Source organism: Enterobacter sp. H2G27, assembly GCF_054403075.1.
The window spans coordinates 3778167-3804739 of the sequence record NZ_JBSVSI010000001.1; the positions used below are offsets into that span (position 1 = coordinate 3778167).

20 protein-coding genes are annotated in these 26573 nt (G+C 56.7%); 12 read left to right on the forward strand and 8 right to left on the reverse strand.

The window, feature by feature from the left end:
• The 4 genes from hpf to npr all read left to right on the forward strand — a co-directional run bounded on the left by hpf (nt 1) and on the right by npr (nt 2031).
• On the forward strand, nt 1-288 hold the full coding sequence (gene hpf / locus ACW9E7_RS17980) for a ribosome hibernation promoting factor (protein WP_111964975.1): 288 nt from the start codon (nt 1-3) through the stop codon (nt 286-288).
• An 82-nt stretch (nt 289-370) separates the two neighbouring features.
• A complete protein-coding gene (gene ptsN / locus ACW9E7_RS17985) occupies nt 371-862 on the forward strand; it encodes a PTS IIA-like nitrogen regulatory protein PtsN (RefSeq protein ID WP_008501443.1) in 492 nt (163 codons plus the stop codon).
• A 45-nt stretch (nt 863-907) separates the two neighbouring features.
• Nucleotides 908-1762 (forward strand): RNase adapter RapZ, encoded by an 855-nt coding sequence (rapZ, locus tag ACW9E7_RS17990; RefSeq protein ID WP_008501442.1) that lies wholly within the window; start codon nt 908-910, stop codon nt 1760-1762.
• A complete protein-coding gene (gene npr / locus ACW9E7_RS17995) occupies nt 1759-2031 on the forward strand; it encodes a PTS phosphocarrier protein NPr (RefSeq protein WP_003861872.1) in 273 nt (90 codons plus the stop codon). The genes rapZ and npr overlap by 4 nt, the downstream gene beginning before the upstream one ends.
• A 39-nt stretch (nt 2032-2070) precedes the next feature.
• Here npr and mtgA read toward each other — a convergent pair whose 3' ends face one another.
• The 5 genes from mtgA to lptF form a co-directional block, all read right to left on the reverse strand.
• Complete coding sequence (mtgA, locus tag ACW9E7_RS18000) at nt 2071-2796, reverse strand: monofunctional biosynthetic peptidoglycan transglycosylase (protein WP_115876357.1); 726 nt, start codon at nt 2794-2796, stop codon at nt 2071-2073.
• The gene (gene elbB / locus ACW9E7_RS18005) at nt 2793-3446 is read right to left on the reverse strand and encodes an isoprenoid biosynthesis glyoxalase ElbB (protein ID WP_458728403.1); all 654 of its coding nucleotides are present in this window, start codon (nt 3444-3446) and stop codon (nt 2793-2795) included. The genes mtgA and elbB overlap by 4 nt, the downstream gene beginning before the upstream one ends.
• Nucleotides 3447-3679: 233 nt before the next feature.
• The gene (gene arcB / locus ACW9E7_RS18010) at nt 3680-6013 is read right to left on the reverse strand and encodes an aerobic respiration two-component sensor histidine kinase ArcB (RefSeq protein ID WP_111964978.1); all 2334 of its coding nucleotides are present in this window, start codon (nt 6011-6013) and stop codon (nt 3680-3682) included.
• Between the two features lie 135 nt (nt 6014-6148).
• Nucleotides 6149-7231, reverse strand: a complete 1083-nt coding sequence (gene lptG / locus ACW9E7_RS18015) for an LPS export ABC transporter permease LptG (RefSeq protein ID WP_115876359.1) — start codon at nt 7229-7231, stop codon at nt 6149-6151.
• Nucleotides 7231-8331, reverse strand: a complete 1101-nt coding sequence (gene lptF / locus ACW9E7_RS18020) for an LPS export ABC transporter permease LptF (protein ID WP_458728176.1) — start codon at nt 8329-8331, stop codon at nt 7231-7233. The genes lptG and lptF overlap by 1 nt, the downstream gene beginning before the upstream one ends.
• 266 nt (nt 8332-8597) lie before the next feature.
• Between lptF and pepA the strand changes: the two genes are divergently transcribed.
• The 5 genes from pepA (at nt 8598) to ahr (ending at nt 15224) form a co-directional block, all read left to right on the forward strand.
• Nucleotides 8598-10109 carry a leucyl aminopeptidase gene (pepA, locus tag ACW9E7_RS18025; RefSeq protein WP_023309366.1) on the forward strand — a complete coding sequence of 504 codons (1512 nt, stop codon included), beginning with the start codon at nt 8598-8600 and terminating at the stop codon, nt 10107-10109.
• A gap of 86 nt (nt 10110-10195) precedes the next feature.
• The gene (gene holC / locus ACW9E7_RS18030) at nt 10196-10639 is read left to right on the forward strand and encodes a DNA polymerase III subunit chi (protein WP_008502815.1); all 444 of its coding nucleotides are present in this window, start codon (nt 10196-10198) and stop codon (nt 10637-10639) included.
• Nucleotides 10639-13494: a valine--tRNA ligase gene (locus ACW9E7_RS18035; RefSeq protein WP_458728177.1), complete on the forward strand. Its 2856-nt coding sequence runs from the start codon at nt 10639-10641 to the stop codon at nt 13492-13494. Before holC ends, ACW9E7_RS18035 begins: the two co-directional genes overlap by 1 nt.
• 123 nt (nt 13495-13617) lie before the next feature.
• Complete coding sequence (locus ACW9E7_RS18040; protein WP_045403561.1) at nt 13618-14121, forward strand: GNAT family N-acetyltransferase; 504 nt, start codon at nt 13618-13620, stop codon at nt 14119-14121.
• 83 nt (nt 14122-14204) lie between these two features.
• Nucleotides 14205-15224, forward strand: a complete 1020-nt coding sequence (gene ahr / locus ACW9E7_RS18045; protein WP_045403564.1) for an NADPH-dependent aldehyde reductase Ahr — start codon at nt 14205-14207, stop codon at nt 15222-15224.
• Nucleotides 15225-15267: 43 nt separating this feature from the next.
• Here the strand turns inward: ahr and ACW9E7_RS18050 are convergent, their stop codons facing one another.
• Nucleotides 15268-16908 carry a dihydroxyacetone kinase subunit DhaK gene (locus ACW9E7_RS18050; RefSeq protein ID WP_458728178.1) on the reverse strand — a complete coding sequence of 547 codons (1641 nt, stop codon included), beginning with the start codon at nt 16906-16908 and terminating at the stop codon, nt 15268-15270.
• A 137-nt stretch (nt 16909-17045) separates the two neighbouring features.
• Between ACW9E7_RS18050 and ACW9E7_RS18055 the strand changes: the two genes are divergently transcribed.
• Entirely contained in the window at nt 17046-18548 is a 1503-nt protein-coding gene (locus tag ACW9E7_RS18055) for a helicase HerA-like C-terminal domain-containing protein (protein WP_126303140.1), read from the forward strand.
• Here the strand turns inward: ACW9E7_RS18055 and ACW9E7_RS18060 are convergent.
• On the reverse strand, nt 18528-19469 hold the full coding sequence (locus ACW9E7_RS18060; RefSeq protein WP_458728404.1) for a TIGR01212 family radical SAM protein: 942 nt from the start codon (nt 19467-19469) through the stop codon (nt 18528-18530). The two genes, ACW9E7_RS18055 and ACW9E7_RS18060, sit on opposite strands and share 21 nt — an antisense overlap.
• 686 nt (nt 19470-20155) lie before the next feature.
• Between ACW9E7_RS18060 and gltB the strand changes: the two genes are divergently transcribed.
• A complete protein-coding gene (gene gltB / locus ACW9E7_RS18065; protein WP_115876363.1) occupies nt 20156-24616 on the forward strand; it encodes a glutamate synthase large subunit in 4461 nt (1486 codons plus the stop codon).
• Nucleotides 24617-24625: 9 nt separating this feature from the next.
• A complete protein-coding gene (gene gltD, locus ACW9E7_RS18070; RefSeq protein WP_023309377.1) occupies nt 24626-26044 on the forward strand; it encodes a glutamate synthase subunit GltD in 1419 nt (472 codons plus the stop codon).
• Nucleotides 26045-26073: 29 nt separating this feature from the next.
• Here the strand turns inward: gltD and sspB are convergent, their stop codons facing one another.
• Nucleotides 26074-26571: a ClpXP protease specificity-enhancing factor gene (gene sspB / locus ACW9E7_RS18075; protein ID WP_024906337.1), complete on the reverse strand. Its 498-nt coding sequence runs from the start codon at nt 26569-26571 to the stop codon at nt 26074-26076.
• Nucleotides 26572-26573 lie beyond the last annotated feature (2 nt).

The following is a 26573-nucleotide window of genomic DNA, read 5'->3' on the forward strand; positions in this document are numbered from 1 at the left end:
ATGCAGCTCAACATCACTGGACAAAACGTCGAAATTACTGAGGCTTTGCGCGAATTCGTGAACGCGAAGTTTGCAAAACTCGAGCAGTATTTCGAAAGGATCAATCAGGTCTATATTGTGTTGAAAGTGGAGAAAGTGACTCATATCTCGGATGCCACCCTGCATGTTAACGGGGGTGAACTGCATGCCAGTGCGGAAGGGCAAGACATGTACGCTGCTATCGACGGCTTGATTGATAAGCTTGCGCGACAGCTCAATAAACATAAAGATAAACTGAAACAACACTAATTGTCCGGGCAGTTAACGGGTGCAGGACGGCCTGTTGTGAAACACAACAGGCCATTTGTACAGTTAGCGCTTAGGTGAAATTATGATGAACAACGATTCCGCTCTTCAACTGAGCAATGTCCTTAACCAGGAATGTACCCGCAGTGCGGTTCACTGCCAGAGCAAAAAACGTGCGCTGGAGATCATCAGTGAACTGGCTGCTAAACAGCTGGGCCTGCCGCCGCAGGTGGTGTTCGAAGCGATTCTGACCCGTGAAAAAATGGGTAGTACCGGTATCGGCAACGGCATCGCGATCCCGCACGGCAAACTGGAAGAGGATACCCTGCGTGCCGTTGGTGTGTTTGTGCAGCTTGAAACACCCATCGCCTTCGATGCCATTGATAACCAGCCCGTCGATCTCCTTTTCGCGCTGCTGGTGCCTGCCGATCAGACGAAAACCCACCTGCATACGCTGTCGCTGGTCGCAAAACGTCTGGCCGATAAAACCATTTGCCGTCGACTACGCTCGGCCCAAAGTGATGAAGAGCTCTACCAAATTATCACTGAAGCAGAAGGCAATCAGGATGATGCATAACCAGGAGATGGCCTTCACATCTGTTGTCCTGAGGAGAAACGGAACATGGTGCTGATGATTGTCAGTGGCCGTTCAGGGTCGGGGAAATCCGTTGCTCTGCGCGCGCTGGAAGACATGGGTTTTTACTGCGTCGATAACCTGCCGGTCGTGTTGTTGCCCGATCTGGCCCGCACGCTGGCGGAGAGACAAACCTCTGCAGCCGTCAGTATCGACGTCCGTAACATGCCTGAATCGCCAGAGATCTTCGAACAGGCAATGAGCAACCTGCCTGACACGTTCTCGCCTCAGCTGCTGTTCCTTGATGCAGACCGCAATACGCTAATCCGTCGCTACAGCGATACCCGTCGCTTGCACCCGCTTTCCAGTAAGAACCTCTCTCTGGAGAGTGCTATCGATGAAGAGAGCGACCTGCTGGAGCCGCTGCGTTCTCGTGCCGACCTGATTGTCGACACCTCTGAGATGTCCGTTCACGAGCTGGCAGAAATGCTGCGCACCCGGTTATTGGGTAAACGCGAGCGTGAACTGACGATGGTGTTCGAATCCTTTGGCTTCAAGCACGGTATCCCGATTGATGCGGATTATGTTTTCGACGTGCGCTTCCTGCCGAACCCGCACTGGGATCCGAAGCTGCGTCCCATGACCGGCCTGGACAAACCCGTCGCGGCCTTCCTCGACCGGCACACAGAAGTACACAATTTTATCTACCAGACGCGAAGCTACCTTGAGCTATGGTTACCTATGCTGGAGACAAACAATCGTAGCTACCTGACGGTAGCGATTGGCTGTACCGGTGGTAAACATCGTTCGGTTTATATCGCCGAACAGCTGGCCGACTATTTCCGCTCGCGCGGTAAGAACGTTCAGTCCCGTCATCGCACGCTGGAAAAACGTAAAACATGACCGTAAAACAGACCGTTGAGATCACCAATAAGCTGGGCATGCATGCGCGCCCGGCGATGAAGCTGTTTGAGCTGATGCAGGGTTTCGATGCAGAGGTTCTGCTGCGAAATGACGAAGGCACCGAAGCGGAAGCGAACAGCGTGATCGCGCTGCTGATGCTGGATTCCGCCAAAGGGCGCCAGATTGAAGTCGAAGCCACCGGACCTCAGGAAGAGGAAGCGTTGGCGGCGGTGATTGCGCTGTTTAATGCAGGGTTTGACGAAGATTAAGGTCAGCTATTCAGGCGGGTAGCGCTGCGCTTACCCGCCCTACATTAATTTATTGCTCTCCATAAACCCTTCCCCTCCCAACTGACGCATCTGGCGCATGATCCACGCCTGACGGCTACGCACGTACCCTGACGGGGCACTGGCTTTAAAACGGATGGGATTAGGCAGAACAGCCGCGAGCAGCGCCGCCTCCGACATGCTCAGCTTGCTGGCGGGTTTATTAAAATAGCGTTGAGATGCAGCTTCAACACCAAATACCCCGTCGCCAAACTCGGCAACGTTGAGATACACGGTCAGAATGCGTTTTTTGCTCCAGACCGTTTCCATCCCCAGGGTCAACCCCGCTTCCAGCCCCTTTCGCACCCAGCTGCGGCCGTCCCACAGAAACAGATTTTTGGCCGTCTGCTGCGACAAGGTTGACGCACCGCGCACGCGGTTTTCATGACGTTCATTATGGGCTAGCGCCTTCTCAATGGCCGCAACGTCGAATCCCCAGTGCTCCGGGAATTTTTGATCCTCCGCCGCGATGACCGCGAGCCCCATGAGCGGTGAGATCTCGTCCATGCTCACCCAGTCAGAATGGGCAACATAGCCGAAATCACCGCTGAGCCACGCGCCGAGCTGACGCTCAACCATCACGGCAGAGAACGGGACCGGCATAATGCTGAACAGGGCGAGTCCACCGCCCCAAAACACCGCCAGCACCAGAACGATGCGCAACAGGATGCGTTTTACCCACGCGCCAGCACCGGATTGACGACTCATTCAGCCAGCACCAGCACGCGGGCGACCAGCTTTTCGATCCCCATAGCCGCTTCTGCAATATTCTGCGCCAGCATATACGCAGGCGTGGTGACTATTTTGTTATCTTCATCAACCACAATGTCATCCACCGGGCAAGGAACGTGTTCGCCCCCCATTTCCTCGACGATTTCCGCGGTATCAATATCCGTCCCGATAGTCAGTCGCAGCGGGAAATCAAAAATCCTGGGCAGCATTGCCGGCGCGATGCAGATAAAGCCCAGCGGTTTTCCTGCCGCATGCATGGCCTGCGACAGCGCTTTAAGATGAGGATCGATCTGACACTCTGCCCCCTGTGCAGCAAAGGTACTGAGATTTTTGGCCGCGCCAAACCCACCCGGCACAATGAGCGCATCAAGCTCTGCAGGGTCTGCCTGAATAAGAGGATGGATATCACCTCGCGCAATACGTGCGGCTTCAATCAGCACGTTACGGGTTTCCGCCATTGGTTCACCGGTCAGATGGTTAATCACATCCGACTGATTTTTGTCTGGTGCAAAACAAATAACCTCCGCTCCCTGCTTAGCCAGGGCCAGCAGCGTGATTACGGCTTCATGTATCTCAGAACCATCGTAAACACCGCATCCGCTCAGCACGACACCAATCTTTTTCATCATGACAATCCTTTTCTGCAACTTGCTGAAGCACATTAATAATTTTGATTAAAACGCTATGCTTCACACATTTCACTGATTCATGTAACAAATCATTTAAGATTTGCTATCTTATCTGCGTGCGGCCTAAATTTTTCAGGCAGCGCCCTTTCGAAAATAACTTTAAAAAAACAGGCGCAGCCACGATTTCCCTGGTGTTGGCGCAGTATTCGCGCACCCCGGTTAAGCCGGGGTCATTTTTTTCTGGCGTCGACCCAGGCTTTAAGCACCGCAACATCGTTTTGCCACTCTTGTTTCATCTCTTCAACCCAATCACCCACGTTATCTTCCCATGCAGGTAAATCAGGCGACTGAATCTGTTGACCCAGCTGCTGAAGATGGCGCAAACCGACCGAGCCGGCGGCACCTTTAATTTTATGTCCTTCTTCGACGATGCCTTTCTGGTCCCGGGCCGTCAGGTTTGATTCCAGAACGCTCAGATAGCCCGGCATCATTTTTTCGAAGACCGCCAGACCATCGGTAATCAGTTTCGGACCTACCAGATCGATATACTGCTCCAGCATCGCGGTATCGAGTATCGTTTGGGCTTTTGCGCTATCAACAGACGTCATGGTGCTCTCCTCTTCATCACGGGTATCCCAGAACTTCTTAATCATGGCGGTCAGAGCAGGCACCGCCAGCGGCTTGCTGAGTACATCGTCCATACCGGCATCGAGATACTCTTTTTTATCTTTCAGCACGTTCGCCGTCAGCGCCACCAGCGGCGGCAGTTCGTCGGCCGCGTACTGACGCGTCAGCTCACGCGAGATATCCAGCCCGGTCATATCCGGCAGCTGGATATCAAGCAGCACAAGGTCGTATTCGCCCGGTTTAAACATCTCCAGTGCGGCCTTACCGGTCATCGCGACATCCACGCTGTTGCCCAGTTTTTCCAGCACCGAGCGAGCCACAATCACGTTCAGCTCAATATCCTCCACCAGCAGAACGTGCAGGGCAGGCAGCGGCATATCGTCATTTTCGAAGGTATCTTCTACCTCTTCCGCCACCGCCGGCGCATGGACCGTCAGCGTGAAGGTTGACCCTTTGCCCGGCTGGCTGGCAACGGTGATATCGCCGCCCATGCTCTTCGCCAGACGTTTAGAGACCGCCAGGCCAATGCCTGTTCCGGTCGCCGGTTTTCCGCCGTTGCTGTCCTTCACCTGGTAGTACATGGCAAAGATTTTGTCCTGCTCCTCCTGCGGAATACCAATCCCGGAATCCTCCACCTCGAAGTGCAGCATATCTCCTTCGTCATAGCGTATGCGCACCGCCACCTGCCCCTTCTGGGTAAATTTCACCGCGTTGCTGATAAGGTTCCACAGGATCTGGCGCAGACGTGTGCCGTCAGTCACCACTTTATGCGGCAGCGGCAGGGTTGGCTCCATGACAAAACTCAGTCCCTTCTGCTGCGCCTGCAGGCCGGACAGGTTTTCGAGATCGGCAAGGAAGCTGGTGAAATCCACAGGCTGGTTATCAAGCTGAACTTTACGGCGCTCCATCTTATCCATATCAATAATATCGTTGAAGATATTACCCAGCGTGACCGCTGATACATGGATAGTCTTGAGGTATTTTTCCTGCTCTGCGGTCAGGTCGGTATCCAGCAGGATACGGCTCAGCCCGACAATGCCGTTAAGCGGCGTGCGCAGCTCGTGGCTGATGGTGGAGATAAAGGTGGTCTTGTCGCGACTGGCGCGCTCCAGGGCATCCTGATAGCGCTTACGCTCGGTGATATCGCGGCCAAAGCCCATCAGGCCGTGGCGTTTGCCCACGCGGTCATAGTACGGCACCTTACGGATCTCAAAACAGGCTTTGCGTCCGTCCGGGTAATCCAGCCACTGTTCATAGGTCAGCGAGACGTTATGACGGAAGACTTTTTCGTCGGTCTCCATGACCTTGGCCGCCGCCTCTTCAGAGTAAACGTCCTGCGGCTTCAGGTGAATCAGCTGCTTCTCGCTTTTCCCGGTGAGTAACTCCATCGCCCGGTTACAGCCGGAAAACTCTTTATCTTCATTGCGGTAAAACACCAGGTCCGGCGACGCATCGAGGAACGACCGCAGGAAAGAGGATTGCTGCTCAAGCTGGATCTGCGTGACCTCGCGCTCTTTCATTTCGATTTTCAGCTGCTCCAGCGTGGCCTGACGTTCGGCTTCCGCCTTCTCACGATCGGAGATCTCCTGATTCAGCTGCGCAATGTTGTCTTTGAGTTGGACGTTGAGCTTCAGGTCGCGCTCGCGCATCTCTTCCAGTTTATCGACCAGCTTAGACAAACGCTGACGGGACTCTTCCAGCTGTTCAACCACCACGGAAAGGAAATAGACCGCCCAGGGGGTAATGAGCAAGCCAAAGAAGATGGAGCGGATGACGTCGATACTCTCGACCTGACCATGCAGAACCATAGTAACGGCCATTTGCACGACAATGGCCAGAACGACCAGCGCCAGCGCAAGCAGCATGGAGAAACGCACCAGCCCAAGCTTCATCATCAGGTCGACGTAATACTGGGCAAGCATTCGAATTTGCTTCATAGAGGATCCCTTCACGACGTTATCGCTCAATAATACTCAAATTCAGGGCGAGGCGTTGAAGGTTGTGAGAAAAAGTGCGGGATGAAACAGGAGATTAGCCTCGCTCCCGGGTAACCGGAAGCGAGGAGAGGTCATTCAGGAGCGTTTCAACATCAGCCACAGGCTGATCAGGAGGAAGCTGGCGCTTGGCAACAACGCACCAATTATCGGCGGAATGCCATAAACCAGCGTCAGCGGACCGAAGATCTGATCGAGCACGTAGAACACAAAGCCGAAGCTGATGCCGGTCACGACGCGAACCCCCATCGGCACGCTGCGCAACGGACCGAAGATAAACGACAGCGCCATCAGCATCATTACCGCCACGGACATTGGCTGGAAGATTTTGCTCCACATGTTGAGCTGATAACGTCCCGCATCCTGCCCGCTCGACTTCAGATATTTCACATAGTTGTGCAGACCGCTGATGGAGAGCGCGTCAGGATCCAAGGCAACAACACCGAGCTTGTCAGGCGTCAGGTTGGTCTTCCACGTGCCGGTTACCGTCTGAGAACCCGTAATCTGTTTCGGATCGGTCAGGTCGGATTCATCAACCTGGGACAACCGCCACTGCTTATGTTCGGCGTCAAATTTCGCCGAAGAGGCGTGGCGAACGGACTGCAGACGGCGCTGGTCATCGAAAGCGTAGATGCTCACCCCGCCCAGTTCATCATTCCCCTTCACCCGTTCGATGTAGACGAAGTTTTTACCGTCTTTAGCCCATAAACCTTGCTGAGTCGAGAGCAGTGAACCACCGTACATGGCCTGAGCACGGTAGTTACGCGCCATCTGTTCACCCTGAGGCGCAACCCATTCGCCAATCGCCATGGTCAACAGCACCAGTGGGATTGCGGTTTTCATCACCGACAGCGCAACCTGCATACGGGTAAAACCCGAGGCCTGCATAACGACCAGCTCGCTGCGCTGCGCCAGCATTCCCAGCCCCAGCAGCGCACCCAGCAGGGCCGCCATCGGGAAGAAGATCTGTACATCTTTCGGCACGCTGAGCAGGGTATACATCCCCGCGCCCAGCGCGTCATAGCTCCCCTGCCCGGCTTTTTTCAGCTGATCGACAAATTTGATAATGCCGGAGAGCGACACTAGCATGAACAACGTCATCATGATGGTGGTAAAAATGGTTTTACCGATATAGCGATCAAGAACGCCAAACGCCTGCATTAGATGGCTCCTTTACGCGAGAATCGGGCACGTATACGGCGCACAGGCACCGTATCCCACAGGTTTAACCCCAGCGCCAGTAAGATGTACAGGCTGTTGACGAACCATGTCCAGACCATAGGGTCCAGCTTACCCTTCGCGCCGTTGGAACGAATCGAGGTTTGCAGCAGGAAATAGATCAGGTAAAGCAGCATCGCCGGCAGCATAGAGAGCACGCGTCCCTGACGCGGGTTCACCACGCTCAGCGGAACGACAATCAACGCCATCATAAACACGGTGAAGACGAGCGTGATACGCCAGTGGAACTCAGCGCGCGCCCGGTCAGTATCGGTATTCCAGAGGGTACGCATGTCCATTTGCTCGGTATCCGTTGGATCGAGCGTCACGGTCTGATGGCCGATAATGGCCTGATAGTTCTGGAAATCCGTAATACGGAAGTCGCGCAGCATCGCGGTGCCTTCGAAACGAGTACCTTTGTTCAGCGTCACGACCTGTGAACCATCTTTGCGCTGAGCCAGCTGACCGGAGTCTGCAACCACCACTGAAGGACGCGCGTTTCCTTTGGGACGCAGCTGCGCAAGGAAGACGTCGTTGAATTTACTGCCGTCAACGCTCTCAATAAACAGCACGGAGTTTCCGTCGGTTGCCTGCTGGAACTGCCCCTGGGCTAACGCCGCCATGCCGGGGTTGGCTTTCGCTTCGGCCAGCACTTCGTCCTGATGGCGGGAAGACATGGGCCCCGCCCACATCACATTCACCGCCGCAACGATACCCGTGAACAGCGCCAGTATCATGGCGGCTTTCACCAGGACCGCTTTGCTCAGGCCGCAGGCGTGCATCACCGTGATTTCACTCTCGGTGTAGAGTTTCCCAAGCGTCATGAGCAGGCCAAGGAAAAGACTTAGCGGCAGGATAAGCTGCGCCATTTCCGGGATCCCTAAGCCAAGCAGGGAAAGTACCAGATTTGTTGGAATTTCGCCGTCAACGGCCGCACCGAGGATCTTAACCAGCTTCTGACAGAAAAAAATCAGCAGCAGGATGAAAAGGATCGCCAGTTGGCTTTTGAGCGTCTCCCGCACCAGATATCTTATGATTATCACTTTAAATACGCCCGTAAAAACCCGTCTCTTTGCTGGAAAATCGCTTGTTTCATGGCTTAAACGTCATTTATTCTCTTGAGTCGTCGAAATCATCGCTAAGATTAAAACATCCGGCGGATTCACGCTTCAGGATTGTTTCTGACGTGTCGAAACCGTAGTAACGTAAGATTAACACGAAGTCACCACAACAGCGGACATGAGTTACGAAAGGTTTCAATTCTATCCGTAGCTGCCGCCGTTGTCTTTAAGATTCAGGAGCGTAGTGCATGGAGTTCAGTGTAAAAAGCGGTAGCCCGGAGAAACAGCGGAGTGCCTGCATCGTTGTGGGCGTCTTTGAACCACGCCGACTCTCCCCGATCGCCGAGCAACTCGATAAAATCAGTGACGGCTATATTAGCGCCCTGCTGCGCCGTGGCGAACTGGAAGGCAAACCTGGGCAGACGCTGTTACTGCACCATGTTCCGAACGTACTGTCAGAGCGTATTCTGCTGATTGGCTGCGGCAAAGAACGCGAGCTGGATGAACGTCAGTATAAGCAGGTGATTCAGAAAACAATCAATACGCTGAATGATACTGGCTCAATGGAAGCCGTCTGCTTCCTGACCGAGCTGCACGTCAAAGGGCGTAACACCTACTGGAAAGTGCGTCAGGCGGTTGAAACGGCAAAAGAGAGCCTGTATAGCTTCGATCAGTTGAAAACCAATAAAAGCGAGCCGCGTCGTCCGCTGCGTAAAATGGTCTTTAACGTGCCAACCCGTCGTGAACTGACCAGCGGTGAACGCGCTATTCAACACGGTCTGGCCATTGCAGCCGGCATTAAAGCGGCTAAAGATCTCGGCAACATGCCGCCGAACATCTGTAACGCGGCGTACCTGGCTTCTCAGGCGCGTCAGCTGGCCGACGCCTACAGCAAAAACGTCATTACCCGCGTCATCGGCGAACAGCAGATGAAAGAGCTGGGGATGCACTCTTATCTGGCGGTCGGTAACGGCTCGCAAAACGAATCCCTGATGTCGGTCATTGAGTACAAAGGCAACCCGTCCGAAGACGCACGCCCGATTGTGCTCGTCGGTAAAGGCCTGACCTTCGACTCCGGCGGTATCTCCATCAAGCCTGCCGAAGGCATGGATGAGATGAAGTACGACATGTGCGGTGCGGCGGCGGTTTACGGCGTGATGCGGATGGTTGCGGAACTTCAGTTGCCTATCAACGTGATCGGCGTTCTGGCGGGCTGCGAAAACATGCCTGGCGGCCGCGCCTATCGTCCGGGGGACGTTCTGACCACCATGTCCGGCCAGACCGTTGAAGTGCTGAATACCGACGCCGAAGGCCGTCTGGTACTCTGTGACGTGTTGACCTACGTTGAGCGCTTCGAGCCGGAAGCGGTGATTGACGTCGCCACGCTCACCGGAGCCTGTGTGATTGCGCTGGGCCATCACATTACCGGCCTGATGTCGAACCACAATCCGCTGGCGCACGAGCTGATTGGTGCGTCAGAGCAGGCCGGGGACCGCGCATGGCGTCTACCGCTGGGTGACGAATATCAGGATCAGCTGGAGTCTAACTTTGCGGATATGGCGAACATTGGCGGACGTCCTGGCGGGGCGATCACCGCGGGCTGCTTCCTGGCGCGCTTCACCCGCAAGTACAACTGGGCGCACCTGGATATCGCGGGCACCGCGTGGCGCTCCGGCAAGGCCAAAGGCGCAACCGGTCGCCCGGTAGCGCTGTTGTCGCAGTTCCTGCTCAATCGTGCGGGTTTTAACGGCGACGAGTAAGTCAAAACGGCAGTAAACCGTAGGCCGGGTAAGGCGAAGCCGCCGCCCGGCTTAAGCATTTAAAGTGAGCACAAGAAGCCCCATATATGAAGAATGCAACGTTCTACCTTCTGGACAACGACACCCATCAGGATGGCCTCAGCGCCGTCGAACAGCTGGTGTGTGAAATTGCCGCAGAACGTTGGCGCGCAGGCAAACGCGTGTTGATAGCCTGTGAAGATGAGCAGCAGGCGATTCGTCTCGATGAAGCGCTGTGGGCCCGCCCGCCGGAGAGTTTTGTTCCGCATAACCTGTCAGGCGAAGGTCCGCGCGGCGGGGCACCGGTTGAAATTGCCTGGCCGCAAAAGCGCAACAGCAGCGCGCGCGACATTCTGATTAGCCTGCGGATAGATTTTGCAGATTTTGCCACCGCTTTCACAGAAGTGGTAGACTTTGTCCCTTACGAAGAATCTTTGAAACAACTGGCGCGCGAACGCTACAAAGCGTACCGCCTGGCTGGTTTTAACCTGAATACGGCAACCTGGAAATAATGGAAAAGACATATAACCCACGCGATATCGAACAGCCGCTTTACGAGCACTGGGAACAGCAGGGCTATTTCAAGCCTAACGGCGACGAAAGCAAAGAGTCCTTCTGCATCATGATCCCGCCGCCGAACGTCACCGGCAGTTTGCATATGGGTCATGCTTTCCAGCAGACCATCATGGACACCATGATCCGTTACCAGCGCATGCAGGGCAAAAACACGCTGTGGCAAGCGGGGACTGACCACGCGGGTATCGCGACCCAGATGGTGGTTGAGCGTAAAATTGCCGCTGAAGAAGGAAAAACCCGCCACGACTACGGTCGCGACGCTTTTATCGACAAAATCTGGCAGTGGAAAGCGGAATCTGGCGGCACCATTACCCGTCAGATGCGTCGTCTCGGCAACTCCGTAGACTGGGAGCGCGAGCGCTTCACCATGGATGAAGGCCTCTCCAATGCCGTTAAAGAAGTCTTCGTTCGCCTGTATAAAGAAGACCTGATTTACCGCGGCAAACGCCTGGTAAACTGGGATCCGAAACTGCGCACCGCCATCTCTGACCTGGAAGTGGAAAACCGCGAGTCTAAAGGCTCCATGTGGCACATCCGCTATCCGCTGGCCGACGGTGCAAAAACCGCCGACGGCAAAGATTACCTGGTGGTCGCGACCACCCGTCCGGAAACTCTGCTGGGCGATACCGGCGTGGCCGTTAACCCGGAAGATCCGCGTTATAAAGATTTGATCGGCAAATTCGTGGTGCTGCCGCTGGTAAACCGCCGTATTCCGATTGTGGGCGACGAACACGCCGACATGGAAAAAGGCACCGGCTGCGTGAAAATCACCCCGGCGCACGACTTCAATGACTATGAAGTGGGTCGTCGTCACGCCCTGCCGATGATCAACATTCTTACCTTCGACGGCGATATCCGCGAAAGCGCAGAAGTGTACGATACCAAAGGCAACGAATCCGACGTTTATTCCAGCGACATCCCGGCGGAGTTCCAGAAGCTGGAACGTTTTGCCGCGCGTAAAGCGATCGTGGCTGCCGTTGACGCACTGGGCCTGCTGGAAGAGATCAAGCCTCACGACCTGACCGTGCCGTACGGCGACCGTGGTGGCGTGGTAATCGAGCCAATGCTGACCGACCAGTGGTACGTGCGTGCCGACGTGCTGGCGAAACCGGCTGTGGAAGCGGTTGAGAACGGCAGCATTCAGTTCGTGCCGAAGCAGTACGAAAACATGTACTTCTCCTGGATGCGCGATATTCAGGACTGGTGTATCTCTCGTCAGCTGTGGTGGGGTCACCGTATCCCGGCATGGTACGACAATGAAGGCAACGTCTACGTTGGCCGCAGCGAAGATGAAGTGCGTCAGGAAAACAACCTGAGTGCAGACGTTGCGCTGCGTCAGGACGAAGACGTGCTGGACACCTGGTTCTCCTCCGCGCTGTGGACCTTCTCCACCCTCGGCTGGCCAGAAAACACCGACGCGCTGCGTCAGTTCCACCCGACCAGCGTGATGGTGTCCGGCTTCGACATCATCTTCTTCTGGATTGCCCGCATGATCATGATGACCATGCACTTCATCAAAGACGAAGACGGCAAGCCGCAGGTTCCGTTCCATACCGTCTACATGACCGGTCTGATCCGCGACGACGAAGGCCAGAAGATGTCCAAATCCAAGGGTAACGTCATCGACCCGCTGGACATGGTTGACGGGATTTCTCTGGAAGATCTGCTGGAAAAACGCACCGGCAACATGATGCAGCCGCAGCTGGCGGAGAAAATCCGCAAGCGCACCGAGAAGCAGTTCCCGAACGGGATTGAGTCTCACGGTACCGACGCCCTGCGCTTCACCCTGGCGGCGCTGGCCTCTACCGGCCGTGACATCAACTGGGACATGAAGCGTCTGGAAGGTTACCGTAACTTCTGTAACAAGCTGTGGAACGCCAGCCGCTTCGTGCTGATGAACACCGAAGATCAGGATTGTGGCTTCAACGGTGGCGAAATGACGCTGTCTCTGGCTGACCGCTGGATCCTGGCGGAATTCAACCAGACGGTGAAAGCGTTCCGCGAGGCGCTGGACAGCTACCGCTTCGACATCGCGGCGGGCATCCTGTATGAATTCACCTGGAACCAGTTCTGCGACTGGTATCTGGAGCTGGCGAAGCCGGTCATGAACGGCGGCACTGAAGCGGAACTGCGCGGCACGCGCAACACGCTGATTACCGTTCTGGAAGGCCTGCTGCGCCTGGCGCACCCGGTTATTCCATTCATCACCGAGACCATCTGGCAGCGCGTGAAGGTGATTGCTGTCATCAACGCAGATACCATCATGCTGCAGCCGTTCCCGGAATTCGATGCGGCGAAAGTCGATGAAGCGGCATCAGCGGATACCGAGTGGCTGAAGCAGGCGATCGTTGCGGTACGTAACATCCGTGCTGAAATGAACATTGCCCCTGGCAAACCGCTGGAGCTGCTGCTTCGTGGCTGCAGCGAAGCTGCCGTTCGTCGCGTCACAGAGAACAACACCTTCCTGAAAACTATGGCGCGTCTGGAAAGCATCACCGTGCTGCCTGCGGATGACAAAGGTCCGGTTTCCGTGACCAAAATCATCGACGGCGCCGAGCTGCTGATCCCGATGGCGGGTCTGATCGACAAAGACGCCGAGCTGGCTCGTCTGGCGAAAGAAGTGGCAAAAGTCGACGTGGAAATTGGCAAAATCGAAAGCAAGCTGGCGAACGAAGGCTTTGTAGCCCGCGCGCCGGAAGCGGTCATCGCGAAAGAGCGTGAGCGTCTGGTTGCCTTCGCCGATGCGAAGACCAAGCTGATTGAGCAGCAGGCGGTTATCGCTGCCCTGTAATGCTTTTACCCCTTACGCTTCAGAGCGTAAGGGGTATCCTTCCTGAAAACTCCTCGCTTGCACTCCCCTTTCTGCGGTGCTATTAACAGCAGTTATGTGTCAATTTTTGTAATGAGTAATGCTATGAGCGTGATTACCCCCGTCGCGACGACGATGCGCCGGATCGCTGAGCAGGATAACCCGGCTATCGCCGCCGTTATCCGCACCGTTTCTGCCGAATATGGCCTGACGGCTGACAAAGGCTACACGGTTGCCGACCCGAACCTGGACGCGCTTTACCAGCTCTACAGCCAGCCAGGGCACGCCTACTGGGTAATCGAGCAGAACGGCCAGGTTGTCGGAGGCGGCGGCGTGGCGCCCCTCAGCTGCAGCGAGCCGGATATCTGCGAGCTGCAGAAAATGTATTTCCTGCCAACGGCGCGCGGGCAAGGACTGGCGAAAAAGCTGGCGCTGATTGCTCTGGATCATGCGCGCAAGCAGGGCTTCACCCGCTGCTACCTTGAAACGACCGCGTTCCTCAAAGAGGCCATCGGCCTGTATGAACATCTGGGCTTTGAGCATATCGATGCGCCCCTGGGCTGTACCGGTCACGTTGACTGCGAAGTCAGAATGCTGAAAAGTCTGTAACTTTCGTTCCTGCCCTCTTCTGTTAAGCGGCTGTAAACTGAATGCTCTACACTCTCAGTTCACACCACAACGGGGGAAACACGATGTCGAAGATAAAAAGCTACGCCGCACCGCAGGCGGGTGCAGAACTTGAGCTGTACGAGTACGATGCGGGCGAACTAAAAGCAGAAGACGTCGAAGTACAGGTTGATTACTGCGGGATCTGCCACTCGGATCTCTCGATGATCGACAACGAATGGGGCTTCTCCAGCTATCCGCTGGTTGCCGGACACGAAGTCATTGGCCGCGTCGTGGCGCTCGGTAGCGCCGCGCAGGACAAAGGGCTGAAAGTAGGCCAGCGCGTAGGCATTGGCTGGACGGCACGCAGCTGTGGTCACTGCGACGCCTGTATCAGCGGAAATCAGATCAACTGCCTCGAAGGCGCCGTTCCTACCATCCTGAACAAAGGCGGTTTTGCCGATAAGCTGCGCGCCGACTGGCAATGGGTGATCCCGCTGCCGGAGAGCATTGATATCGAATCCGCCGGTCCGCTGCTGTGCGGCGGTATCACCGTCTTCAAGCCCCTGCTGATGCACCATATCACCGCCACCAGCCGCGTGGGCGTCATCGGTATTGGCGGACTGGGGCATATCGCCATCAAGCTGCTGCATGCGATGGGCTGCGAAGTCACGGCGTTCAGCTCGAACCCGGCGAAAGAGAAAGAAGTGCTGGCGATGGGGGCGGATAAAGTGGTGAATAGCCGCGATCCGCAGGCGCTGAACGCGCTGGCGGGCCAGTTTGATCTGATCATCAACACCGTTAACGTGGATCTCGACTGGCAGCCGTACTTTGAAGCGCTGGCCTACGGCGGTAACTTCCACACCGTGGGTGCGGTGATGAAGCCGCTGCCGGTTCCGGCGTTTACCCTGATCGGTGGGGATCGCAGCATATCCGGTTCTGCTACCGGTACGCCGTACGAGCTGCGAAAACTGATGAAATTCGCCGGACGCACCAAAGTGGCACCGACCACCGAACTGTATCCAATGTCGAAAATCAACGAAGCGATCCAGCACGTGCGCGACGGTAAAGCCCGCTACCGCGTGGTGCTGAAAGCGGATTTCTGATGTGAGTTTGCCGGGTGGCGGCTTCGCCTTACCCGGCCTACCTTCACTGCTGCGCCAATACGTTAAATACTTCCGCTACCGCGACCGCTCCCGGATCCATTACCCCATCCAGGTTCTCTTTATTGACATACGACGAGCGTCCCGCGCCGGCTTTCGCCATTTTCGCCGTTGCTTCGGCACCGTGCTGTGCAGCCTTCGCCGCTGCCTCGATATCTCCCTTCAGCAACGCCTCCAGCGCCGGTTGCAGCGCATCGATCAGCGTGCGATCGCCGAGATCTGCCCCGCCGTACTGCTTCATCTGCGCCAGTCCGCTGAGCAAGGCCTCAGGGAGCGTCTGACCATCGTGAAGCTTTTGCCCGGCCGCGGTGAAGAAGATCGACATCAGCACCCCGCTCGACCCGCCCATCACCGTCGCCAGCCGCTCGCCAACCAGCAGCAGCAGCTTAGACACATCATTAAGCGGGAGCGTGTTCTCCTCCAGTCGCTGCGCAATATCCCGCGCCCCTTGCGCAAAGGTGGAGCCGGTATCGCCATCACCCACTTTCGCATCCAGCGCGTTCAGGCGGTTTTCCAGCTGGATCAGCGTTTTTGTCACTGAGAAGACACACGCTCCCACCTGCGGATTGTCCGATGAGGTATATTCCACTCGATCATGAATGGCGCTGTGCTCAACGGTACGCAGTGGCGCAAACGCCACGGGCTTCTGCCAGCCCAGCGTCTCGACATCAGCGTGAATCGCCTTTTCGAAGAAATCAGTGAGCTTCAGCAGCGTCAGCGAAAAGCCTTTCATATCCAGCGCGCTGACCAGCGGCGCTGGGCCAATCAGGTACGCGATGTTCTCTTTCAGCGCCGAGTGCGCCAGCTCTTTGGTCAGCAGCGCCATCTCCAGCGCCGATACGCCGCCAAGATTGTTAATCAATACCGCAAAACGCCCCTCGCCCGCCTGCGCGCGTAACGGCGTCACCAGGGTGTCGATAATGGCTTTGCTGTTTTGCGTATCCACCACGGAAGCCCCGGGCTCGCCGTGAATGCCCAGGCCCAGCTCGACATGGCCTTGTTTAATCCGCCCCTCTTCATCGTCGCTGCCCGGCAGGTTGCACGTTTGCATCGCCACGCCCAGGCTCCAGAGGTTATCGCAGGCCTGTTGCGCAATATTCCGCACCTCGCTCAGCGATTTCCCCTGCTCCGCCGCATAGCCGGCAATCTTGTGGACCAGTGCCGTTCCTGCAATACCGCGCGGCTGCTTGTTATCCGGCAGCGCGATATCGTCTGCCACGATCACCATCTCCACCTTAAGACCGTAACGTTTAGCCTTTTCCGCCGCCAGACCAAAGTTCAGGCGATCGCCGGTGTAGTTTTTTACGATCAGCAGACAGCCCCGGTCGCCCGTGACCGCCACAATGGCATTCAGCACCGCATCCACGCTCGGCGAAGCAAAAAGATCGCCACACACTGCCGCCGTCAGCATCCCTTTGCCGACAAACCCGGCGTGCGCGGGTTCGTGGCCTGAGCCGCCGCCGGAGATCACCGCCACGCGGCTTTTGTCCCAGTCGCCGCGTGCGACGATCCTGATGGCCGGATCGATATCAAGCTTGACGAGATTGGCATGTGGCGCAGAAAGCAGTATGCCTTCAATGGCATCGTTGACCAGCTGTTTACGATCGTTAAAGAAGAATCTGGACATAGTTTCCCACTATTTTGTGAACCGTATGCAAAAGCATAGTCCGCGCTGGATAATGCGCCGCAAAGTCAGGAATTTACTCAACCAAATTGCGGCCAGGTTGCCTATACTCCACCCAGGACTAAGAGAGGAAGCGCATCATGAGTACACCATTGTTAATTGCCAGGACGCTGGAAAAAGAGCTGTATTTACTGCCCGCGATGGCGAACCGCCACGGTCTGATCACCGGAGCGACCGGGACGGGGAAAACCGTCACCCTGCAAAAGCTGGCGGAGTCGCTTTCAGAGATTGGCGTACCGGTCTTTATGGCTGACGTGAAAGGCGATTTAACCGGTGTGGCTCAGGATGGGACGGCATCTGAAAAACTGCTCGAGCGGCTGAAAAATATTGGCATCACGGACTGGACGCCGCACGGTAACCCGGTGGTGGTGTGGGATATCTTTGGTGAGAAAGGCCACCCGGTGCGCGCCACCGTCTCCGATCTCGGCCCACTGCTGCTGGCCCGTCTGCTTAACCTCAACGACGTGCAGTCCGGCGTGCTGAATATTATCTTCCGCATTGCCGACGATCAGGGACTGCTGCTGCTTGATTTCAAAGATCTACGCGCCATTACGCAATACATCGGCGATAACGCCAAATCCTTCCAGAACCAGTACGGCAATATCAGCAGCGCCTCGGTGGGCGCTATTCAGCGCGGTCTACTGACGCTTGAGCAGCAGGGCGCTGAGCATTTCTTTGGTGAACCCATGCTGGATATCAAAGACTGGATGCGCACCGACAGCAGCGGCAAAGGCATTATTAACATCCTGAGCTCAGAGAAGCTCTACCAGATGCCGAAACTCTACGCCGCTAGCCTGCTGTGGATGCTCTCCGAGCTCTATGAACAATTACCGGAAGCGGGCGATCTGGAAAAACCGAAGCTGGTGTTCTTCTTTGACGAAGCGCATCTGCTGTTTAACGACGCGCCGCAGGTATTGCTGGATAAGATCGAACAGGTTATCCGCCTGATCCGCTCCAAAGGAGTCGGCGTCTGGTTTGTCTCGCAAAACCCGTCGGATATCCCCGACAACGTGCTCGGGCAGCTCGGCAACCGCGTGCAGCATGCCCTGCGCGCCTTTACGCCAAAAGATCAGAAAGCGGTGAAAGCCGCCGCGCAAACCATGCGCGCCAATCCTGCCTTTGATACCGAAGCGGCGATTCAGGCGCTAGGCACCGGTGAAGCGCTGATCTCGTTCCTGGATGCGAAGGGCAGCCCGTCTGTGGTAGAACGCGCCATGGTGATCGCGCCTTGCTCGCGTATGGGGCCGGTGACCGACGATGAGCGCAACGGCCTGATTAACCACTCTCCGGTTTACGGGAAATACGAAGACGAGGAGGATCGCGAGTCCGCGTTCGAGATGCTGCAAAAAGGGGTCCAGGCGACAACAGAATCGCAGGCTGCGCCTGCCGCTAAAGGGCAATCTGTCGCCGTCGATGACGGCATTCTCGGTGGGCTCAAAGACATTCTTTTCGGCAGCACCGGGCCGCGCGGCGGCAAGCGCGACGGCGTGGTGCAGACCATGGCGAAAAGCGCAGCCCGACAGGTCACCAATCAAATCGTGCGCGGCATGCTGGGGAGTTTGCTAGGCGGCCGTCGCCGCTAGACGCGGAATCCAGGGGCGGCCCAGCGCCGAACCCTGTACGCCGTTCTCCTGCAGATAGCGGTCAATTTCCACCATCCCCGTCCAGCGTTTTTCACACCATAGCGGTGCCAGAAGCGTTGGACGGCGGGCGCTGGCCGAGATGCGATGGTAGACAATATCCGGCGGCGTATGGCGAATCATCTCCCCCGCCGTCACCGTATAGTCTTCAAGCTCAATACCGCTTAACCGCCCTGCTTCCCAGGCTTTCGCCATAATGCTTCCCGTAACAATATGCAGCGGGTGCAGCTTAATGCCGTCCACGCCGGTTTCAACCACCTTTTCCAGCGTTTCAAGACCGTGCTGTTGACCCTCGCCGGGTAACCCAACAATCAGATGCGAGCAGACCTTCAGCCCGCGCTCGCGGGCCAGGCGCGTGGTGCGCTGGTAGCAGGCGAAATCATGGCCACGGTTAATACGGTGCAGCGTTTTGTCGTGCGCGGTCTGCAAGCCCAGCTCCAGCCAGATCTCGTAGCCTTGTTCTTTGTACTCGCTGAGCAGGTCCAGCACCGCGTCCGGTACGCAGTCCGGGCGTGTGCCCACGCAAAGCCCAACAATATTGGCCTGGCTGACGGCCTGCTGATACATCGAACGCAATACCTGCACCTCCGCCCACGTGCTGGTGTAGGCCTGGAAATAGGCCAGATATTGCTTCGCGCGGTTCACCAGGCTGGCCTGATGGGCAAGCTGTTCAGCGATAGATTTATGCCGCTGGGCCTCGTCAGCAAAGGACGCAACGTTACAGAAGGTGCAGCCGCCGCGCCCGATGGTGCCATCGCGATTCGGGCAGCTAAACCCGCCGTGCAGCGTCAGCTTATGAACCTTTTGCCCGTACCGCTGCAAAAGATCCCCACCAAACATATTGACTAATTTCTGTAACTGCATAATCTGATAGACCGTCCCGGAGAAAGGGGACAAGCCTGCCACTTTTAGCCTCTGTCGGCGATGACCTGGATCAATCGCCCTGGACGGCCTTTATCCATATGAATAAATACTCACGATTACTGCAATTTCATTCACGCCGCCTGTGATTACTTTTCCTTATGTTCTGATTGTTTTTTTCATTTATAGCGCCACCACTGAAAAACAGTGGGTTTATGCGGGTTTGCATCCATTGCCAGATTATTGTTCTGCTATAAAACCGCTATTCAGCACGCTACATTGATAATACCGCTTTCATATAGTGAGTCAGATCACACTCCGCTGCTCGCTCTCAGGTCATTCAATCAATGTAAAAATAGTTAAATACACTTAAAATACAATTACATAGACTCTCTTTAGCACATTTTTGTATAAATAAGATTGCCATTTGACCTGTGTACCAATTCCCGATAAGTTGGAAATCCGCTGGAAGCTTTCTGGATGAGCGGCCTGCTCATCATATTTATGCAGTAATTGAGATTCCCTCTGAAGCAAGTCCTCAAACTTGTTTACCTGCGCGAAAGGATGAAAAAGAGGGCGAATGCGAGGTCCGCGTATGAAACGCAAACCCCGTCGCCATGCTCTTTCTGTGCCTGTGCGCCACGGTAAAGTTCAGTGGGAGCCCGACGAGCCTGGGGAGGTTCACTGATATGTTGTACGATAAATCCCTTGAGAAGGATAACTGTGGTTTCGGCCTGATCGCCCACATAGAAGGCGAACCTAGCCACAAGGTAGTGCGTACTGCTATTCACGCACTGGCCCGTATGCAGCACCGTGGCGCCATCCTTGCCGATGGTAAAACCGGCGACGGTTGCGGCCTGCTGCTGCAAAAACCGGATCGTTTCTTCCGCATCGTGGCGGAAGAGCGCGGCTGGCGTTTAGCCAAAAACTACGCTGTCGGCATGCTGTTCCTGAATCAGGATCCTGAAAAGGCTGCCGCCTCACGCCGCATCGTCGAAGAAGAACTTCAGCGTGAAACCCTGTCGATTGTCGGCTGGCGCGATGTGCCAACCAACGAAGGGGTGCTCGGTGAAATCGCCCTCTCCTCGCTGCCTCGTATTGAACAGATTTTCGTCAACGCGCCTGCGGGCTGGCGTCCACGTGATATGGAACGCCGTCTGTTTATCGCCCGCCGCCGCATTGAAAAACGTCTCCAGGACGATAAAGAGTTCTACGTCTGTAGCCTCTCTAACCTGGTGAACATCTATAAAGGTCTGTGTATGCCGGCTGACCTGCCGCGCTTCTACCTGGACCTGGCGGACCTGCGTCTGGAATCGGCCATTTGCCTGTTCCACCAGCGCTTCTCCACCAACACCGTTCCACGCTGGCCGCTGGCTCAACCGTTCCGCTACCTGGCGCACAACGGCGAGATCAACACCATCACCGGTAACCGCCAGTGGGCCCGTGCCCGTACCTATAAGTTCCAGACGCCACTGATCCCTGACCTGCACGATGCCGCGCCGTTCGTGAACGAAACCGGCTCGGACTCCAGCTCGATGGATAATATGCTGGAACTGCTGCTGGCGGGCGGGATGGATATCGTGCGCGCCATGCGTCTGCTCGTGCCGCCGGCCTGGCAGAACAACCCGGATATGGACCCCGAGCTGCGCGCGTTCTTCGACTTCAACTCCATGCACATGGAGCCGTGGGACGGCCCAGCGGGCATCGTTATGTCCGACGGCCGTTTTGCTGCCTGTAACCTGGACCGTAACGGTCTGCGTCCGGCGCGCTACGTTATCACCAAAGACAAGCTCATCACCTGCGCCTCTGAAGTCGGCATCTGGGATTACCAGCCTGACGAAGTGGTCGAGAAAGGCCGCGTCGGTCCGGGCGAGCTGATGGTTATCGACACCCGCGGTGGGCGCATCCTGCACTCCGCCGAAACCGACAACGATCTGAAGAGCCGCCACCCGTACAAAGAGTGGATGGAGAAGAACGTGCGTCGCCTGGTGCCGTTCGAAGATCTTACGGACGAAGAAGTGGGCAGCCGCGAGCTGGACGACGATACTCTCGCAAGCTACCAGAAGCAGTTTAACTACAGCGCGGAAGAGCTGGACTCTGTCATCCGCGTGCTCGGTGAAAACGGCCAGGAAGCGGTCGGCTCGATGGGTGACGATACCCCGTTTGCCGTGCTCTCCAGCCAGCCGCGCATCATTTACGACTACTTCCGCCAGCAGTTCGCGCAGGTGACCAACCCGCCAATCGATCCGCTGCGTGAAGCACACGTGATGTCGCTGGCCACCAGCATCGGTCGTGAGATGAACGTCTTCTGCGAGGCCGAAGGCCAGGCGCATCGTCTGACCTTTAAATCGCCGATCCTGCTGTATTCAGATTTCAAACAGCTCACCACCATGAAAGAGGAGCACTACCGCGCCGACACGCTCGACATTACCTTCGACGTGAACGAAGCGAGCCTTGAAGAGACGGTGAATGCGCTGTGTGACAAAGCCGAACAGATGGTGCGTAACGGCACCGTGCTGCTGGTGTTGTCCGACCGTAATATCGCGAAAAACCGTCTGCCTGTACCTGCCCCGATGGCGGTCGGCGCTATCCAGACGCGTTTGGTCGATAAGAGCCTGCGCTGCGACGCGAACATCATTGTTGAAACCGCAAGCGCCCGCGACCCGCATCACTTTGCCGTGCTGTTGGGCTTCGGCGCGACGGCGATCTACCCGTACCTGGCCTACGAAACGCTGGCCCGTCTGGTGGATACCCGCGCGATCGACAAAGATTACCGCGCGGTGATGCTGAACTACCGTAACGGCATCAACAAAGGTCTGTACAAGATCATGTCCAAAATGGGCATCTCGACCATTGCCTCCTACCGCTGTTCTAAGCTGTTTGAAGCGGTCGGCCTGCATGACGAGGTTGCCAACCTCTGCTTCCAGGGCGTGGTCAGCCGCATCGGCGGCGCCGGTTTTGCGGACTTCCAGCAGGATCTGGTGAACCTGTCCAAGCGCGCCTGGCTGGCACGTAAGCCGCTGGATCAGGGCGGTCTGCTGAAATACGTTCACGGTGGCGAATACCACGCCTATAACCCGGACGTGGTGCGCACGCTGCAGCAGGCGGTTCAGAGCGGTGAATACAGCGATTATCAGCAGTACGCTGAGCTGGTGAATAACCGTCCGGCGGCGACGCTGCGCGACCTTATTGCCCTCAATCCGGGCGATGAAGCGGTCAGCATTGACGAAGTTGAACCGGCATCGGAACTGTTCAAACGCTTCGATACCGCGGCGATGTCCATCGGCGCGCTGAGCCCGGAAGCCCACGAAGCGCTGGCGGAAGCCATGAACAGCATCGGCGGCAACTCCAACTCCGGCGAAGGCGGTGAAGACCCTGCGCGTTACGGCACCAACAAAGTGTCCCGTATCAAGCAGGTGGCATCCGGTCGCTTTGGCGTAACGCCTGCGTACCTGGTCAACGCCGACGTGATTCAGATTAAAGTTGCTCAGGGTGCTAAACCGGGCGAAGGCGGTCAGCTGCCGGGTGATAAAGTCACCCCGTACATCGCCAAACTGCGCTATTCCGTGCCGGGCGTGACGCTGATCTCCCCGCCGCCGCACCACGATATCTACTCTATCGAGGATCTGGCGCAGCTCATTTTCGACCTGAAACAGGTCAACCCGAAGGCGATGATCTCCGTGAAGCTGGTTTCCGAACCGGGCGTTGGCACCATCGCGACCGGCGTGGCGAAGGCCTATGCGGATCTCATCACCATTGCCGGTTATGACGGCGGTACCGGCGCAAGCCCGCTCTCCTCCGTGAAATATGCGGGCTGTCCGTGGGAGCTTGGCCTAGTGGAAACCCAGCAGGCGCTGGTGGCTAACGGTCTGCGTCATAAGATCCGTCTGCAGGTGGATGGCGGTCTGAAAACTGGCCTCGACATCATCAAGGCGGCGATCCTCGGTGCGGAAAGCTTCGGTTTCGGTACGGGTCCAATGGTCGCGCTGGGCTGTAAATACCTGCGTATTTGCCACCTGAACAACTGCGCAACCGGCGTTGCAACCCAGGACGAGAAGCTGCGTAAGAACCACTATCACGGCCTGCCGTTCAAAGTGACTAATTACTTTGAGTTCATCGCCCGCGAAACTCGCGAGCTGATGGCCCAGCTGGGCGTTAAACGTCTGGTGGACCTGATTGGCCGTACCGACCTGCTGAAAGAGCTGGAAGGCTTCACCGCCAAGCAGCAAAAGCTGGAGCTGTCTAAGCTGCTGGAAACCGCGCAGCCGCATCCTGGCAAAGCGGTCTACTGCACCGAGAACAACCCGCCGTTTGATAACGGCGTGCTGAACGCACAGCTGCTGCAGCAGGCGAAGCCGTACGTGGACGACAAGCAGAGCAAAACGTTCTGGTTTGATATCCGCAACACCGACCGTTCCGTGGGTGCATCGCTCTCCGGCTACATCGCGCAGACGCACGGTGACCAGGGGCTGGCGTCGGATCCGATTACCGCGCATTTCAGCGGTACCGCGGGTCAGAGCTTCGGCGTGTGGAACGCAGGTGGTGTTGAGCTGTACCTGACCGGCGATGCCAACGACTACGTCGGTAAAGGCATGGCGGGCGGTCTGCTGGCGGTGCGCCCTCCGGTCGGCTCAGCCTTCCGCAGCCATGAAGCCAGCATCATCGGTAACACCTGCCTGTACGGCGCGACCGGCGGTCGTCTGTTTGCAGCAGGCCGTGCGGGCGAGCGTTTTGCGGTGCGTAACTCCGGTGCCATCACCGTGGTGGAAGGCATTGGCGATAACGGTTGTGAATACATGACGGGCGGGATTGTTTGCGTTCTGGGTAAAACCGGCGTGAACTTCGGCGCGGGCATGACGGGCGGTTTTGCGTACGTCCTGGACGAAGACGGCGAGTTCCGCAAACGCGTGAACCCGGAGCTGGTGGAAGTGCTGGACGTTGACACGCTGGCCATTCACGAAGAACACCTGCGCGGTTTAATTACCGAACACGTGCAGCATACCGGTTCTTCGCGCGGCGAAGAGATCCTGGCGAACTGGCCGGCGTTCTCTGCGAAATTCGCGCTGGTTAAGCCGAAGTCCAGCGATGTTAAAGCCCTGTTGGGTCACCGTAGTCGTAGCGCAGCAGAGCTGCGCGTGCAGGCGCAGTAAGGAATTCAGATGAGCCAGAACGTATACCAGTTTATCGACCTGCAGCGTGTTGATCCGCCAAAGAAACCGCTGAAGATCCGCAAAATTGAATTTGTTGAAATCTACGAGCCGTTTTCAGAAGGCCAGGCCAAAGCACAGGCAGACCGCTGCCTGTCCTGCGGTAACCCTTACTGCGAATGGAAATGTCCGGTACACAACTACATCCCTAACTGGCTGAAGCTGGCCAACGAAGGACGTATTTTTGAAGCCGCCGAGCTGTCTCACCAGACCAATACCCTGCCGGAAGTGTGCGGCCGCGTGTGTCCTCAGGACCGTCTGTGCGAAGGCTCCTGTACGTTGAACGACGAGTTCGGTGCGGTGACCATCGGCAACATTGAGCGTTATATCAACGATAAAGCGTTCGAGATGGGCTGGCGTCCGGACATGACCGGCGTGAAGCAAACCGACAAGCGCGTGGCGATCATCGGCGCGGGCCCGGCGGGCCTGGCCTGTGCGGACGTACTGACCCGCAACGGCGTGAAGGCGGTGGTCTTTGACCGTCATCCGGAAATCGGCGGTCTGCTGACCTTCGGTATCCCGGCCTTCAAGCTGGAAAAAGAGGTCATGACCCGTCGCCGGGAAATCTTCACCGGCATGGGCATTGAGTTCAAACTGAACGTGGAAGTGGGCCGCGACGTGCAGCTCGACGACCTGCTGAAGGATTACGACGCCGTATTCCTGGGCGTGGGCACCTATCAGTCCATGCGCGGCGGTCTGGAAAACGAAGACGCGCCAGGCGTGTACGACGCGCTGCCGTTCCTGATTGCCAACACCAAGCAGATCATGGGCTACGGCGAAACCGCCGATGAGCCGTTCGTCAGCATGGAAGGCAAACGCGTGGTGGTGCTGGGCGGCGGTGATACCGCGATGGACTGCGTGCGTACCTCCATTCGTCAGAATGCGGCACACGTGATCTGCGCCTACCGTCGTGACGAAGAGAACATGCCGGGCTCTAAGCGCGAAGTGAAAAACGCGCGTGAAGAGGGCGTGGAGTTCCAGTTCAACATCCAGCCTCTGGGTATTGAAGTGAATGCCAACGGCAAAGTGAGCGGCGTGAAGATGGCGCGTACCGAGATGGGCGCACCGGATGCGAAAGGCCGTCGTCGCGCCGAGATCGTTGCCGGTTCTGAACACGTGATCCCGGCCGATGCCGTGGTGATGGCGTTTGGTTTCCGCCCTCACAGCATGGAGTGGCTGGCGAAGCACAGCGTTGAGCTGGATTCACAGGGCCGCGTAATCGCGCCAGAAGGTAGCGATAACGCGTTCCAGACCAGCAACCCGAAAATCTTCGCGGGTGGCGATATCGTTCGCGGTTCCGACCTGGTGGTAACGGCGATTGCCGAAGGCCGCAAGGCGGCTGACGGGATCCTGAACTACCTGGAAGTGTAAAAAAAACAGGCCCGATTGGGCCTGTTTTTTTATTTCACGACGCGAAGAGCCGGACGACCACCGCGCGGAGGCGGATCGTCATCAGGGTCATTGTCGTCGTGATGATCGGGTTTATCACCATCGATAAGTGACATCACCGTGTCGCTTTCGCGCTCGTCGGATGCGTTGTCATCATTCAGGCTGGCAACATCTTCATCATACGCCGCTTCCGGCTCGAACATGGTACCCGCACCGTTTTCACGCGCGTAGATAGCCAGCACGGCTGCCAGCGGCACGGAAACCTGACGCGGCACGCCGCCGAAACGCGCGTTGAAGCGCACTTCATCGTTCGCCAGCTCCAGGTTACCCACCGCGCGCGGGGCGATGTTCAGTACGATCTGCCCGTCACGCGCGTATTCCATTGGAACCAGCACGCCCGGCAACGTCACATCCACAACCAGGTGCGGCGTGAGCTGGTTATCCAGCAGCCATTCATAGAAGGCGCGCAGCAGATAAGGACGGCGTGGGGTAAGTTGTGACATTTCCACAG

Excerpts from the sequence above, each read along its gene's own strand:
- hpf (WP_111964975.1), top strand. The coding sequence starts at position 1 with ATGCAGCTCAACATCACTGGACAAAACGTCGAAATTACTGAGGCTTTG.
- ptsN (WP_008501443.1), top strand. The coding sequence starts at position 371 with ATGATGAACAACGATTCCGCTCTTCAACTGAGCAATGTCCTTAACCAG.
- rapZ (WP_008501442.1), top strand. The coding sequence starts at position 908 with ATGGTGCTGATGATTGTCAGTGGCCGTTCAGGGTCGGGGAAATCCGTT.
- npr (WP_003861872.1), top strand. The coding sequence starts at position 1,759 with ATGACCGTAAAACAGACCGTTGAGATCACCAATAAGCTGGGCATGCAT.
- mtgA (WP_115876357.1), bottom strand. The coding sequence starts at position 2,796 with ATGAGTCGTCAATCCGGTGCTGGCGCGTGGGTAAAACGCATCCTGTTG.
- elbB (WP_458728403.1), bottom strand. The coding sequence starts at position 3,446 with ATGAAAAAGATTGGTGTCGTGCTGAGCGGATGCGGTGTTTACGATGGT.
- arcB (WP_111964978.1), bottom strand. The coding sequence starts at position 6,013 with ATGAAGCAAATTCGAATGCTTGCCCAGTATTACGTCGACCTGATGATG.
- lptG (WP_115876359.1), bottom strand. The coding sequence starts at position 7,231 with ATGCAGGCGTTTGGCGTTCTTGATCGCTATATCGGTAAAACCATTTTT.
- pepA (WP_023309366.1), top strand. The coding sequence starts at position 8,598 with ATGGAGTTCAGTGTAAAAAGCGGTAGCCCGGAGAAACAGCGGAGTGCC.
- holC (WP_008502815.1), top strand. The coding sequence starts at position 10,196 with ATGAAGAATGCAACGTTCTACCTTCTGGACAACGACACCCATCAGGAT.
- ACW9E7_RS18035 (WP_458728177.1), top strand. The coding sequence starts at position 10,639 with ATGGAAAAGACATATAACCCACGCGATATCGAACAGCCGCTTTACGAG.
- ACW9E7_RS18040 (WP_045403561.1), top strand. The coding sequence starts at position 13,618 with ATGAGCGTGATTACCCCCGTCGCGACGACGATGCGCCGGATCGCTGAG.
- ahr (WP_045403564.1), top strand. The coding sequence starts at position 14,205 with ATGTCGAAGATAAAAAGCTACGCCGCACCGCAGGCGGGTGCAGAACTT.
- ACW9E7_RS18050 (WP_458728178.1), bottom strand. The coding sequence starts at position 16,908 with ATGTCCAGATTCTTCTTTAACGATCGTAAACAGCTGGTCAACGATGCC.
- ACW9E7_RS18055 (WP_126303140.1), top strand. The coding sequence starts at position 17,046 with ATGAGTACACCATTGTTAATTGCCAGGACGCTGGAAAAAGAGCTGTAT.
- ACW9E7_RS18060 (WP_458728404.1), bottom strand. The coding sequence starts at position 19,469 with ATGCAGTTACAGAAATTAGTCAATATGTTTGGTGGGGATCTTTTGCAG.
- gltB (WP_115876363.1), top strand. The coding sequence starts at position 20,156 with ATGTTGTACGATAAATCCCTTGAGAAGGATAACTGTGGTTTCGGCCTG.
- gltD (WP_023309377.1), top strand. The coding sequence starts at position 24,626 with ATGAGCCAGAACGTATACCAGTTTATCGACCTGCAGCGTGTTGATCCG.